The organism is Psychrobacillus mangrovi (assembly GCF_037104765.1).
Lineage (GTDB): Bacteria > Bacillota > Bacilli > Bacillales_A > Planococcaceae > Psychrobacillus > Psychrobacillus mangrovi.
Window position 1 is genome coordinate 1 of record NZ_JBAWSY010000012.1, and the last position, 14,291, is coordinate 14,291.

15 protein-coding genes and 2 pseudogenes are annotated in these 14,291 nt (G+C 34.6%); all 17 read left to right on the forward strand.

What is annotated here, in order from left to right; genetic code table 11:
* Positions 1–577 precede the first annotated feature (577 nt).
* The 17 genes and pseudogenes from WAX74_RS14390 (at position 578) to WAX74_RS14470 (ending at position 14,189) form a co-directional block, all read left to right on the forward strand.
* Positions 578–1,131, forward strand: a pseudogene (locus tag WAX74_RS14390) (zinc dependent phospholipase C family protein).
* 430 nt (positions 1,132–1,561) lie between these two features.
* The gene (locus tag WAX74_RS14395) at positions 1,562–2,089 is read left to right on the forward strand and encodes a P-loop nucleotide/nucleoside kinase family protein (RefSeq protein WP_336498360.1); all 528 of its coding nucleotides are present in this window, start codon (positions 1,562–1,564) and stop codon (positions 2,087–2,089) included.
* A gap of 158 nt (positions 2,090–2,247) precedes the next feature.
* Positions 2,248–2,943 carry a response regulator transcription factor gene (locus WAX74_RS14400; protein ID WP_336498361.1) on the forward strand — a complete coding sequence of 232 codons (696 nt, stop codon included), beginning with the start codon at positions 2,248–2,250 and terminating at the stop codon, positions 2,941–2,943.
* Positions 2,944–2,946: 3 nt separating this feature from the next.
* Complete coding sequence (locus tag WAX74_RS14405) at positions 2,947–3,882, forward strand: sensor histidine kinase (protein ID WP_336498362.1); 936 nt, start codon at positions 2,947–2,949, stop codon at positions 3,880–3,882.
* A gap of 137 nt (positions 3,883–4,019) precedes the next feature.
* Positions 4,020–4,943, forward strand: coding sequence for an ATP-binding cassette domain-containing protein (locus WAX74_RS14410; protein ID WP_336498363.1), 924 nt, complete (start codon positions 4,020–4,022; stop codon positions 4,941–4,943).
* Positions 4,927–5,613 carry an ABC transporter permease gene (locus WAX74_RS14415; RefSeq protein WP_336498364.1) on the forward strand — a complete coding sequence of 229 codons (687 nt, stop codon included), beginning with the start codon at positions 4,927–4,929 and terminating at the stop codon, positions 5,611–5,613. The genes WAX74_RS14410 and WAX74_RS14415 overlap by 17 nt, the downstream gene beginning before the upstream one ends.
* A 2-nt stretch (positions 5,614–5,615) precedes the next feature.
* Positions 5,616–5,771 carry an alpha/beta fold hydrolase gene (locus tag WAX74_RS14420; protein WP_336498365.1) on the forward strand — a complete coding sequence of 52 codons (156 nt, stop codon included), beginning with the start codon at positions 5,616–5,618 and terminating at the stop codon, positions 5,769–5,771.
* Between the two features lie 456 nt (positions 5,772–6,227).
* Positions 6,228–6,689, forward strand: coding sequence for a GNAT family N-acetyltransferase (locus tag WAX74_RS14425; protein WP_336498366.1), 462 nt, complete (start codon positions 6,228–6,230; stop codon positions 6,687–6,689).
* Positions 6,690–6,808: 119 nt separating this feature from the next.
* Positions 6,809–8,059 (forward strand): MFS transporter, encoded by a 1,251-nt coding sequence (locus WAX74_RS14430; RefSeq protein ID WP_336498447.1) that lies wholly within the window; start codon positions 6,809–6,811, stop codon positions 8,057–8,059.
* Positions 8,060–8,085: 26 nt separating this feature from the next.
* Positions 8,086–8,207: pseudogene (locus WAX74_RS14435) on the forward strand (dihydrofolate reductase family protein); the annotation flags it as partial.
* Between the two features lie 136 nt (positions 8,208–8,343).
* Positions 8,344–8,475, forward strand: coding sequence for a hypothetical protein (locus WAX74_RS14440; protein WP_336498367.1), 132 nt, complete (start codon positions 8,344–8,346; stop codon positions 8,473–8,475).
* 341 nt (positions 8,476–8,816) lie between these two features.
* Positions 8,817–9,284, forward strand: coding sequence for a DUF3291 domain-containing protein (locus tag WAX74_RS14445; RefSeq protein WP_336498368.1), 468 nt, complete (start codon positions 8,817–8,819; stop codon positions 9,282–9,284).
* 197 nt (positions 9,285–9,481) lie between these two features.
* Positions 9,482–10,279 carry an inositol monophosphatase family protein gene (locus WAX74_RS14450; protein ID WP_336498369.1) on the forward strand — a complete coding sequence of 266 codons (798 nt, stop codon included), beginning with the start codon at positions 9,482–9,484 and terminating at the stop codon, positions 10,277–10,279.
* Between the two features lie 267 nt (positions 10,280–10,546).
* A complete protein-coding gene (locus tag WAX74_RS14455) occupies positions 10,547–10,996 on the forward strand; it encodes a GNAT family N-acetyltransferase (RefSeq protein ID WP_336498370.1) in 450 nt (149 codons plus the stop codon).
* A 343-nt stretch (positions 10,997–11,339) separates the two neighbouring features.
* Positions 11,340–12,806, forward strand: coding sequence for an amidase family protein (locus tag WAX74_RS14460; protein WP_336498371.1), 1,467 nt, complete (start codon positions 11,340–11,342; stop codon positions 12,804–12,806).
* 164 nt (positions 12,807–12,970) lie between these two features.
* The gene (locus WAX74_RS14465; RefSeq protein WP_336498372.1) at positions 12,971–13,426 is read left to right on the forward strand and encodes a GNAT family N-acetyltransferase; all 456 of its coding nucleotides are present in this window, start codon (positions 12,971–12,973) and stop codon (positions 13,424–13,426) included.
* A 112-nt stretch (positions 13,427–13,538) separates the two neighbouring features.
* The gene (locus tag WAX74_RS14470) at positions 13,539–14,189 is read left to right on the forward strand and encodes an HAD hydrolase-like protein (RefSeq protein ID WP_336498373.1); all 651 of its coding nucleotides are present in this window, start codon (positions 13,539–13,541) and stop codon (positions 14,187–14,189) included.
* Positions 14,190–14,291 lie beyond the last annotated feature (102 nt).

Here is a 14,291-nt window from a genome sequence, read left to right on the forward strand (position 1 = left end):
GATTGACCGGTAACCTCTATCTACCTTGTTATTCATATCTTCGCTTGTTATACGAGATCATCATGTCCCAACCAGCCTAATCATGTGTTAACAAGTAGAGGGCGAACTGTTTAGTTGTCGGGATCAAGTCCCACGAGCAGTTCCGTTCTACCCCGGTACTATCAATCTATAAATTGAATAAAAAATAGTCAACCAGATTTTCTCTGGCTGACCTTATAATACGAACGCAGCAGTTTAGTTCAACAAGAAAATGGGGAATTTGTTTGAAAATGGAACCTCAATTCGTTTCAAAGGTATTCAAGGTGGTACAAAGATAATTGGTTGTTAAATTCCAATTCCAAGTTTTGTTGTAGCAATTTTGTTTTACTTTTTCTTGAATTAACGGGCTTTAGTTAAACAAGACCATCATTTTCGATGATCTATTTTTTTATTCGAAACATCAAGTAGACCTCAGAAATCCATTGTGAATTGTTATACTTAAACTAACGAAGCAGGTTAGTTTAAGAAGGAATTCTCCAAAATTTATAGAAGATTATATTAAAGAATGGTCAAATAATACTTAAAGGGTGAGTGAATTTTGGGTTCAAGAATAATGCACTTGGTCATTGCTAATAGAATTGCAGAGAGTCTATTAATAGAAAATAAAACTTCATTTTTGCTTGGAGGCATTGCAGCAGATGCTGTTTCCACTAAAGACTTATCACATTTCTTTAAAGGTGAGGTACAAGATTATTCAAGAAGAGTTGATTATAAAGGATTTTTGCATAAATATAGTTCGCAAGTAGAAAATCTTTATATTTCAGGATATTTTACACATTTAATCGCTGATAATATTTGGCTAAAAGGTTTTTATCTTCCTTGGTTGAAAAACAGGATGGAAGAAAATAAAGAAATACTTAATTTATAACATAATGATTTCCGATTATTAAATGGAAAATTATTAGAATACTATGGTTTTACCCATGAATTGAGAAAAACGCTTAATAAATTTCCTGCAATCTTAGATTTGGAAGAGGTTAAGTCTGAAGAAGTTAAAAAATTCGTTCCTTACGTTTTAGGCGATATGGAATATGATAAGGAAGTTATAAATGAAAAACTTAATGTTTAACGTTTAATCAGATAGTTGGTTAGATAGAGACATCAGTTGATATGGGTTTATCAAACATAAAACCTCTACTTACTTAATGTCTTTTTAAATATAATTTTCAACGAAAAAGTTGTTGAACTACCATGAAAATTAATTTCTTCAAGAAAAGAAAAATGACATTACTTAAATAGACCCCTGCTTAATCGTTAAAAAAAGAGGAGAGCGGACATTAAAAAGTCTATTGTTTTCGGTAGACTATTAGTATTGACTCCACTAACCTTTTTCATTCTCTGTGGTGCAGAACTATTTTGTGCTGCATGGAGGGCTAACGGGTGCTTTAATTGAAGATCATGGGCTGCTTTGGCAACTCTTTTTTCTTATTGAACTAACGAAGCAGTTTAGATTAAAAGCCTTTTCAGAACTTATTTAGGATTATGATTGAATTCATATCAAAAAGGTGGGGGTAGTATCGAAATGTTTGAGAAGTTTAATTTTGACTTAATTTATCGTGAACAAGATGATTTCACCCCTCTTGTAGTAATGATGTGTGGTGTGGCCGGTTCTGGGAAAACTACATTCTCACAACTATTAGAAAAAGAAGGCTTTGTGCGTCTTTCTATTGATGAAGAAATTTGGTCTACTAATGGTCGTTATGGGATTGATTTCCCAATTGAAAAGATTGAGGAATACAAGATAGATGCAGAAAGAAAATTGCGTAATCATTTAATAAAGTTAATTCACGATAAAAAACAGGTGGTAATTGACTTCAGTTTTTGGGATCGTGTAAGAAGGAACCAATATAAGCAACTTATTGAAAAGTCCGGCGGTAAATGGCAACTTATTTATTTAAAAGTTCACCCTGATGATTTGCGTGAACGGCTTAAAATACGAAACAAACGTTTTGATGCTAATGCGTTTCCTATTTCAGAAGAAATTTTAACTTCCTACCTTAATGGTTTCGAAGCACCAAAAGGTGAGGGAGAAATTGTAATTGAAAATTAAACCTATCAAGCAATAACCATTTAAATATACTTCAAGTAAGCTAAAATACTTTTTCTACTCCAACTAACGGGTGCTTTAGTTAAGCAAGACCATTATTTTTATCACTTCAAAAAAATAAAGAATAGTAGGCTATTTGAAAAAAGAATGGAAGTGTTAACATGTCAAATGTTATTCTTCTAGTTGAAGATGACAGAGAAATTAGTCAATTGGTTACGAGTCACTTGAAACAGGAGAACTTTATAGTATATAGAGCATTTGATGGTGAGGAGGCATTGACTCTTCTTGAAAAAAATGAGGTAGATATAATCTTGCTTGATTTAATGCTTCCAAAGATAAGTGGGATGGAACTTTTAAAAAGGATAAGAGCAACGAGCGTAATACCCGTACTGATCATTTCCGCTAAAGGGAGTGATATTGATAAAGTATTGGGTCTTGGTTTTGGTGCGGATGATTATATGAGCAAACCCTTTTCCATGATTGAATTAACAGCCAGAGTACAAGCTGTCATACGCAGGGCAACGCAATCTCTCCCCTCAGAGAGTGTACCTACATCAAATACGCTTCAATATAAAGAGTTATCTCTAGACCTAACAACCTTTTCTGTGCAAGTCAGAGATAAGACCATACAATTGACGTCAAAAGAATTTCAAATTTTAAAGCTGTTCATGACCAATCAAAACAGAGTATTTACAAAGGAACAAATTTATCATTTTATTTGGGAAGATGACTATTTCGGAAATGAAAATGTGATTAATGTCCATATTCGAAGACTGCGTGAAAAAATAGAAGCTGATCCTTCAAACCCGCAAAACATTCGGACAATTTGGGGGATCGGATATAAATTAGGTGAGTAGGCTATGGTTTTTATTTTGAGTATGATTATTGTTATATTGCTTACCATAATAGGTTTCCAATTTTATTCAAGAAGAAAAATGAATAAACACCTGACGAAAATGTTAGATATGTTATCGGATATTATCGATAAGGAAACTGCCGAAAAAGTGTTGATGCAAACGGATCAGATAACGATTAAGCTTTTTCTCATTCAAATCAATCGTCTTTTAGATTACAACCAAAAAGTCATTGCAGACTACGCGAAAATGAAAGAAAGCTTAAGAAAAATGATGTCCAACATGTCACACGATTTGAAAACCCCATTAACGGTCATTTTGGGCTATGTGGAAAAATTAAAGATGGATCAAAGCATGAGTGAAGGGGAACGGGACGAGGTTACGATCCGACTTCATCAAAAAACGGCAAGTGTCATTGCACTACTTAACCAATTCTTTGACCTTGTTAAACTAGAGTCTGGTGATTATGCGATTCCTTTAGGCAGACTTTGTATCAATGAAGTTTGCAGAAAAAATGTGCTGGATTTCTATGATTTACTTCAATCTAAAAATCTTCATGTGGAAATCAACATTCCTGAGCAAAATATTTATATACTTGGAAACGAAGAGGCGTTAAATCGTGTATTAAACAATCTGATCTCGAATGCCATCCGTTATGGTAGCGATGGAGGAGTGTTTGGATTAACAGTTCGAGAAGATGAAGATTTTATGGCAATCGATATTTGGGATAAAGGTAAAGGAATTTCGGAGATTCATCAAGAACGAGTGTTTGAAAGATTGTATACATTAAATGATGCCAGAAATCCAGAGTTTCAAGGAAGTGGGCTCGGATTAAGTATTACAAAACGCTTAACAGAAGCGATGAAGGGTTCCATCCACTTAAGTAGCAAACCTTATAAAAAAACGGTCTTTACTTGTATGTTTAATCGAATGACGTATTAGTGCTTTTCAAAAGAGGTGTTCTACAGGACTGCCTCTTTTTTGCTACAAACTGTAAACGTAAGAAATTTGTAAGGAATGAGAAAGAAAAAAGATAACATTCCTCTCTATGATAGAAATAGATGAAGGAGGATGGGACGATGGATTATGTAATAAAAACTACCGGGCTCACTAAACAGTTTAGAGGAAAGAATCTTGTATCAAATATAAATCTTCATATTCGTAAAGGCGAAATTTATGGTTTTCTCGGGCAAAATGGTGCTGGTAAAACCACCATAATGAAAATGCTGACTGGAATAACAAATCCAACCAATGGAGAAATTGAATTATTTGGACAGAGGCTTACGGAACGTTCCAAGACTGTTTTAAAAAGAGTTGGCAGTATCATTGAATATCCCGTTTTTTTTGAGCATTTAACAGCGATGGAAAATATGAAGATTCATTGTGAATATTTAGGATATTACGATGTTAAAGGGATGAAGCAAGCGTTGGATATGGTTCATTTAAAAGGGATTGAGAACAAAAAAGTGAAGGAATTTTCCCTTGGAATGAAGCAACGGCTTGGTATAGCTAGGGCTATTGTTACAAAGCCAGAACTAATTATTTTTGATGAACCGATAAATGGACTAGATCCAATTGGAATCAAAGATATTCGCGATTTAATCCTGATTTTAAATAAAGAATATGGGATAACCATTCTTCTTTCTAGTCATATTTTAGGAGAAATGGAACAAGTAGTAAATAGGATTGGCGTTATTGATAATGGAAGGTTGTTGAGGGAAGTAACACTAGACGAAATACGAAAACAACAAACAGATTACATCGAGATATTGACAACAAATGTGGAGAAGGCGGTTTATATACTCGAAAATAAACTTCATTTATCAAATATGAAAATGATTAATGGGAATCGAATTCGAATATATGATTTGACTCATTCACAAAATGACATTTCTAAAATGTTAATCCTTCATGATATCGGCATAGAAGAAATTCAAAGACACACCAGTTCATTAGAAGACTATTTTTATAAGCAAATTAATGGAGGTGGACAAATTGACTAAGTTAATTCAACTCGAATGGAAAAAATTAAACCAACAACAGGTTATTATTGAATTAATCATTTACTGGCTTACTCTTTTCTTTTTCCCTACATTTTTTATTAATGTGGCAATGCCTGCATTCGGTGAGAGTTATGACATGGCGATAGAAATGAACTGGTTTATACAAAAAGGGATGATTTTATTAGCTGCATCTCTAATTAGCCAAGTTTTCATTCAAGAATATAAAAGCAAAACCATATCACTTTCATTTGGATATCCGATCAGTCGAAAAAAGTTATTTACAGCAAAAGTGTTGTTTATTTTCCTTTTTATTTTTCTAGCTACCGTCATTTCCTTTCTCTTTTCAGGGGTGATCACTTATATGCTGGATCAATTATTCCCCATTATTAAAGGACAGCCAACGAGTGTGGATATTGTTAAATTTTTCAGTAGTACGATTATCGTCTCGTTGATCATTACAATTATGAGCTTCGTTCCACTCTTTCTCTTTGGGATTTGGAGGAGAGCAATCGTGCCAACCATAATTTGTGCGATTATGATAATGAATTTACCCAATTTTTCATCATTCATTAATCTTGAACCATATATTATCATAACCGTACTGACTATATTAGGTGCACTGAGCATATTCCTTTCCATTAGATACGCAGGTCGTGTTGGGGAGATTTAGTTTTGAGTATACAGTGTCTCACTTTTCAATATCGCGAGAGTGGAGAACCATTTGCACCACCGATTGTTGCACTTCACACACTGGGAAAAAGTGCAGAATCATGGGATCAAATGGCTGCCATATTAGGAGAAAAATACCGCGTTTTAGCTTTAGATTAACGGGGGCATGGTGGGAGTGCGAGAACTAGTACTTACAGTTATGAATTGTTGAACGATGATCTGCTTCACTTTCATTTTCCAGTTCAACTTCCTGATTACAATACTCAACATAAAGTGTGTCAACGGTAATTGTTGATCAATCCATGGACTTGATTACCGTTACATTTGGCTGGATGGAATTGAAAGCATATTTGACTAAGGCGATCATCGGGTCTCTCTGTACCGTTCTAATTAGCCTAATTCCCCCATTTTAATTTGGATTAATCAAAAGGGCTACCATATCCACGGTCATTTGAGCAATCTTTTTAATGCAAGTTCAAAACTTCACATATATATTGGGATACAACCAAGGACTTGTTCACTCTATACTTTGCTTGTTGGGTGCTGTTAGTATTTATTTAACAATCACGAAAGCAAAGACTTTGGGAGAGTATTAATAGTAAGGAGTGGTGTCAGATGGAATGTAAAGTAACAATTAGAGAAGCGACTGAAGAAGATCTTGATATAATTGTCGGGATGCTCGCTAATGATCCTCTTGGAAGCCAAAGGGAACGATATGAAAAGCCATTGCCGGAAAGCTACTTCAAAGCTTTTAGGGCAATTGAATCAGATCTAAATAATGAATTGATCGTTGCTTCTATAGATGAAACTGTCATCGGGGTTCTGCAAATTACGTTTACTCCTTACATTACCCATCAGGGAGGATGGCGGGCGACTATAGAAGGAGTCCGGACATCGGCATCAGTGCGGGGACAGGGAATCGGAAGTAAAATGATCCGTTTTGCCATTGACCGTGCAAAAGAAAGAGGCTGTCATTTGGTGCAACTCACCACAGACAAAAAGCGGCCCGATTCTATCCGTTTTTATGAACAATTAGGATTTACTGCAACTCATGAAGGCTTTAAGCTTAAACTTTAAATTATACGATAAAAGGAAAAGAGGCTCACCGATGCAATTCTAAAGTATCTCTTCAGAATTCGGTTGCGATGTTGAAAGAAATAGAAATTTGGGGAATGAGAGGCAGGGTTTATATGGGGATGGCAAAAGGTGAAGGCTTGCAGGTGAGGTCTTCAAGCAATATATTCTCAAATCGGATTGTTTTATCGATTATGAGTTCGAATTTTTTACTGCAACTTGGGATCTGGATACGTAACTTTGCAATACTTTTATATGTCACTGATATTACAAACAATGATCCGGTATATGTTTCGCTTATTTCAGTAGCTGAGTTCGCACCGATTTTCGTCTTTTCTTTTATCGGAGGAACATTTGCTGATAGATGGAAACCAAAATTGACGATGGTCTGGTGTGATTTATTGTCTGCAGTTTCAATTTTTGTTGTGTTAATTACATTATTTTTTGGTTCGTGGTATGCCATATTCTTTGCTACTTTAGTTTCCGCAATATTATCACAGTTCTCGATGCCTTCCGCCATGCGTTTGTTCAAACAGCATGTACCGGCGGACCAGCTGCAATCTGTCATGGCTATGTTCCAATCGTTAATGGCAATCTTTATGGTCATCGGACCGATTATCGGTACGTTCGTCTATCAGAAGTTTGGCATCTATATGTCTATTGGAGTGATGGGTGTCATGTTCCTTCTTTCTGCAGCAGTCTTGATGTTCTTGCCAAAAGACATAGAAAAGGAGAAAACTGAGGTAAAACCTGACTTCAAAAGGGAGTTGGCTGACGGGTTCCGTTATGTACTTAATCATAGGGTATTGAAGTCAATGGGTGCCATTTTTGCAGCTTGTGGCTTGGCAGTAGGGTTAATTCAGCCGTTAGCAATTTACATTGCCATTGAGAACTTGGGAATGACAAAGGAATTCATCCAGTGGCTGCTCATGGCGAGCGGGGTAGGAATGCTAATTGGCGGAGGAGCTATTTTTGCTCTTTCCAAAAAAGTTTCTCCTCAGAAGCTATTGGCATTAGGCATTATAGCAAGTGTCATTGGGACTGTAGGAATCGGTTTTTCTCATAGTCCTGCAATGACCATTACCCTTCAATTTATGAACGGTTTATTCTTTCCATGCATTCATATTGGCATTAATACTTTAATCCTGAGTAATACGGAAGAAGCCTTTGTAGGCCGTGTTAATGGTGTATTGAACCCGATGTTCATGGGAATGATGGTCATCGGCATGTCCATGTCAGGATTGTTGAAAGAACCGCTTACCTTATCTGGAGTTTACCTGACATCTGGAATCTTGTTCTTGATTGGAGTTCTATTTATTCTGCCATTATTTAAGCATAAGGTGCAGTCAGTGCAGCCGGAAGTTAGTAAATAAATGAGTAGAGCATGATTAGCGACCCAATATTGGGAGATGGGAAACCCTTATTTATTGATATAAAGCAAAGGGTGAATTTAAAACTAGTAGAAACAAGAAGGTATCTTCTGGTGTAGTTCAATTACTTTACTTTCTTAATGAGAATTAAAAACTAATCGGGTTGTACTTGACTTAAATGTTTATCGAGGTGTCGAAGATACAAAAGTTTTATTATTAGGATTTTTCTTTTTATAAGAGAGCCTGAGAATGATTAGAAAGTAAAATGTCTTTATATCTGGACACAGGTGTACAACAGACTGATTGATAAACCTAACTGTCAATATTTTTTAGGAGTAGGATTTGATGAGTTGAAGAAAGTAATGAAATCAAATCCAAGATTTAAAAATAGTAAAGCGGCGGGCATAAAAGAAATCTAAGAGTTAGTTTGGAATGTAATTGCAAATCCAAAACATATAACAGAGTGGTTTTATGAAGATATTGTAACTGCATAGAGCATATAGAGGATTATTCACTGATTTATTAACTCTTCAGAAACAACATCATCATAGTTTTCTCTAACACTCTTTTCTAACTTCCCTTAGTGCTTTAGGAGGGACCAAGTGTAAGTTGTTATCGAAATTACTCACAACCTTTTACTTCTTCTTTATTATCTTTTGAAACCGACCTTGTATTCTGAACATTTCATTATATATAAATTGCATGTTCTTATCCTTTATTGGAATATAAATAGTAAAAAACTGTAATTGAGGTGCTGTTTATGTCTTTAGTATCTATTTATACTGTTGGTAGGCTAAATCATCCCATTGAACACCCTGCTTCTCGAGAATTTTTTGAAGTGGGAAATAATGTATTTGGGCAAGCGATAAAATCAGGACATCTTGTACAGGCGTTTTCCTCTGACGGGGTCCCTTTTCCTCAAGAAGCTATTAAAGGAAAAGGATTCCCTGTTCTTACATTAACAGTATGGAAAGACCTCGAATCCTTATATCTTTTTACCTATTCAGGTCTTCATAGGCAAGCATTACGAGAGAGAAATAAATGGATAGAGCCATATCAAGAGAAACACCTTTCATATGTAATATGGTGGACAGAAAAACTAAAGGATGTCTCATGGAAGGAGGCTTTCATGAGATATAACTACTATACTCAGAATGGAGCAACTTCATTTGCATTTGATTTTAAGCATTCGTTTGATGATAAGGGAGAGCCCTTTTTAGTTAAGTAAAGTGGGTTTAATGATTAGTGAAACTATATATTTATTTTATAAAATCTAATCGTATTAAGATTCTCAGGCAAGGAAAGAAGAAGATTATTTAATGGAGAAGTTAGTATAGACGATGTAGTTGTGTATAATTAACTACCTAATTTGTTCTAAGATTTTGATAGTTTTTTATAAAGGAGGATATGATGGACCTTATAACGTTGGGAAAACTGTTAAACTTTACAGAAAATGTTGTACGAAAATCAGGTAAACATATAGTTAAAATGAGAAATGAATCTCATATAGATATTACCTATAAGGATGTTGGAGAACTTGTAACATCTGCTGATTTTGCGTCTGATCAAATCATTCGTGAGGCAATTTTGTATTATTATCCTGATCATCGAATTCTGTCTGAAGAGAACTTCACTAGTGAAGGTAACAAAGAGCGGTTTGATGGACCTCTTTGGATTGTCGATCCATTAGATGGTACAGTAAATTTTGCAAAGGGGCTTCCACATTTTGCTGTTTTAGTAGCTTTTGCAGTTGATGGGATTGTTTGGGTAGGGGTTGTTCACGCACCAGAAATGGGTATTACATTTACTGGGATTCGTGGAAACGGTTCTTTTTTTAATGGTAAGAAACTTCAGGTTAGCAGTATATCAAAATTATCAGAATCGGTGGTTGGTACTGGATTTCCCCACGACAAAAGTCAAATAAAATCGGCACTTACCAGAATAAATAATCTTGCAACCAGTTGCCGAGACATCCGTCGTTTTGCTGCACCAACCATTGATATATGCTATGTAGCCTCTGGATTACTTGATGCTCATACAGAGAGTCTTAAATATTGGGATGTTGCTGCTGCGGGGTTAATAGCAAGAGAAGCAGGTGCCACTATTGGTCACGCTGGAAAAGTGCCAGACAATATCCCTAATGACTTGTTTGGGGAAGAAATAATTTGTTCTACTCCAGGAATTTTTAAAGAACTTTTCAATTTACTTCAAAAAAATGATTAGTAGATGAAACACAATAGAGTTCGTTCGCCCCACCCCTTATTCAACTACCATGAAAATTATTTTCATCAAGAAATAAAAATGACAACAATTAAAAAGACTCTGCTCAATTATTAAAAAAAAAGTCTATGGTTTTAGGTAGACTATTAGTATTGACTACTCTAACCATTTTCATTCTCTTTGGTGCAGCACTATTTTGTGCTGTATGGATGGCTAACGGGTGCTTTAGTTAAACAGGGCATTCTAAATAAAATTCTGAGGTGGCATAACATGAAGCAACATAAAATCAGTATTATTCCTTATAACACCAAATACGCAGAACAAACAGTGAAAATGTGGCGAGCTAGTAAGGAACAGGCTATTGGTCAAAAAGAAATTCATGACTTTGAAAATCACGTCTATTTTTTAAATCACATATTACCTGAACAGTTTCAAATAGATTTAGCGTTAATTGATGAAGTTGTTGTTGGAATGATTGCCTATAACGATAGGGAAATAACCCAACTATATATTCATCTAGAGTACCAAGGAATCGGTATAGGTCGGACATTACTTGATAAAGCGAAAGCTCAATCAAGTGGGAAACTAACATTGTACACATTCGAAGTAAATGAAAAAGCACAACGGTTTTATGAAAACCAAGGGTTTGAAATCACAAATAGAGGACATGAAAATGAAGAAAATTTACCAGATATTCAATATGAATGGATATCCAAATAAATGATGTTATTTGGGCTTTTAGTGGTAAAGAAGAGTTAGTACTATAAAAATCTTGGGTTAAATAGGTAACTCTTTTTGTTATTGAACTAACGCAGCAGTTTAGTTCAATAAAAATCAAAAAATACCGCTCGTAATCCAGACTATGAGCGGTATTTAAAATTATATATTACCTCTTTACAGCACGGATAAAATGGACTGTCTCAAAAGCACATAAATAATCTGTACGTTAAAAATTATTAAACCTGTTGAACTCACTATTCGTATTTTATGATGCTTTATAGTTGTGGCAACTTTTTTAAGATTTCAGAGCATGAAAAATATAGAAATATTTAAGGAGAACTAAATGAATATCAATTTCAAACATTTTTTTAAAGAAGAATTAACTATTAATGAAATACAGAATGCTTTAGAAGAAGGGGAAATAACCTCAAAAGAGTTAGTTATGTATTACCTTGATAGAATAGCGAAGTTTGACCAGGAAGGTCCTATGATAAATTCTGTCCTTGAAATAAATCCGGATGCAATTTTTATAGCCGAAGCACTAGATCATGAAAGAAAAACAAAAGGAGCTAGAGGGCCTTTACATGGAATTCCACTTCTACTTAAAGACAATATTGAAACAAATGACTCTATGCATACAAGTGCTGGTACACTTGCATTAGAAAATCATCTTAGTAAGCATGACGCATTTCTTGTTAATAAACTACGCATTTCAGGTGCAATTATTATAGGTAAATCAAATATGACCGAACTAGCTAATGGAATGTCAACTACTATGTGGGCAGGCTATAGTTCAAGAGGTGGACAAGTCTTAAATCCATATGGGAGTGATCTATTTGTCGGTGGTTCAAGCTCAGGTTCTGCTGTAGCAGTTGCTTCAAATTTCACAGTAGTATCTGTTGGTACTGAGACGGATGCTTCTATACTCAGTCCTGCCATTCAAAATTCAGTAGTTGGAATTAAACCCACAGTTGGATTAATCAGTCGAACAGGAATTATACCATTTACATATTCGCAAGATACAGCAGGTCCTTTTGCAAGAACAGTTACGGACGCCGCAATTTTATTGGGGGCCATGACAGGAGTCGATAAATTTGATGCAGCAACTCTTAAAAGTGAGGGTATTTCAAAGCATGATTATACTGGGTTCCTAGATTCTAAAGGATTGAAAGGAGCTAGAATCGGAGTATTTAACAATGCATCTGAAGATTTTTATACATCAGGGGAATACGATGAAAAACTGTTTATAAAAGTTATTCAAACATTAAACAAAGAAGGAGCAGAAATTGTTGAGAATATCGAAATTCCTTCTTTTAATAGGGAGTGGAGTTGGGGAGTTCCTATATATGAACTGAAGCATAGTTTAGGAAATTATTTGTCACAGCTTCCACATTACATACCAGTACATTCAGATACCGAATTAATTCAATTTAATAAACAAAATGAGCAGAAAACATTAAAGTATGGGCAAAATAAGTTGGAATTTAGAGAAAGCTTGCCAAACACATTAAGAAACCCTGAATATTTGAATGCAAAATTAGAAGATTTGTATTTTTCACAGGATATGGGAATCGACTATACTTTAAAAAAGTATAATCTAGACGCAATTATGTTTCCATCCTATATAGGGTCAACAATATGTGCCAAAGCTGGCTATCCATCTATAGCAATTCCTGCTGGTTATATGGAAAGTGGAAGACCATTTGGTGTAACTTTTGCAGGTACCGCATTTAGTGAAGGTGTATTAATTAAATTTGCATATGCTTTCGAACAGGCTACAAAACACCGAATTTGTCCTGAATTTATATAATATAACTGTTATCAAATAACTACTATTCTTGAAGTGAATAGTCTCGGTAGAGGAGGAGTTCATTATGGTAAACAAGAGACTTTATAAAGGAAATGACATCAAGGGGATTACGCTTAATTAAAAAATAAATGCTTTTCCCCAAAAAAATTAAAAGGGGAAGTTTTATGAGAACAAATAATGTTAGACTGGTAGAATTAAATGCAGAAAACTGGTATGAATGCTGTCTCTTAGAGATTTCAGAAGAACAAAGCAATTATATTGAACCAAATGCTATATCAATAGCTCAATCTAAGTTCGAACCTACTTTAATGCTATATGGTATTTACTTAGAAGAAAAAATTGTTGGTTTTTTAATGTATAACTCAGTTCTAGAAGAACTTGATGGACATTGGGTATATAGAATAATGGTGGATAAGCAATTCCAGGGACAAGGAATAGGTAAAGCTGCAACTAAGCTAATGATTAATGAGATGGCTAAATTACCAAATGTAAAGAAAATCGTAGTAGGCTATCACCCAGAAAATTTGGGAGCACATTATTTGTACTCCAGTTTGGGATTTATTGATAATGGTGATAGATTTGGAAAAGAAATGGCAGTTATTAAACATATCATTAAGTAATAAATGAATGGATGAGTTAAGAAAAAAGAGGATCATTATTGGTCCTTTTTTCATTTTTTTCCTAAGAACTTAATCTTATGGTATACGACTCATAATTAAAAGGTGGGTGTGTATGGAACAAGCAATTATATTTGATATGGATGGTACATTATTTCGAACTAATTTGATTTTAGAGCCTGCATTAGAAAAAACGTTTAATATGCTAAGAAAGGACAAATTATGGATTGGAGAAACACCTATTAATAAGTATCGTGAAATTATGGGTGTGCCGCTATCAGAGGTTTGGAAAACATTATGTCCAAATCACTCTATTGAGATAAGAGAAAAAAGCAATGACTTCTTTCAAGAAAAGTTAATTGAATTAATTAAAAATGGAAAGGGAGCATTATACCCGTATACAGAAATGGTCTTAGAAATGTTAAGCGGTCAGTATGAACTCTACATTGCTAGTAATGGCCAGGAAGAATACTTAAAAGCAATTATAAATACATATGAATTGAATAAGTATATAAAAAAGATATATAGTATTCAGTCAATACCTTCAGGCCACAAATCTGAATTAGTAAAGAAGGTATTACAAGAAAATAATATTATAAATGGAGCAGTTGTTGGAGACCGTTTATCGGATATTAACGCAGCCAAGGACAACGGGTTGGTTTCTATTGGAGTGAATTTTGATTTTGCTCAATCGATTGAATTAGAAAAAGCGGATATAGTCATTGATGATTTAAGGGAGCTTATAAGCATTGGGTTAAGAAGTTAAATTCATTCTAATCCTTAGAATAGAGTTGCCTATCATATCAACTACCCCAAATTACTCTATATGAAGTCCAAAATAAGCTCTATTTATTCTCTCAGAAAATAG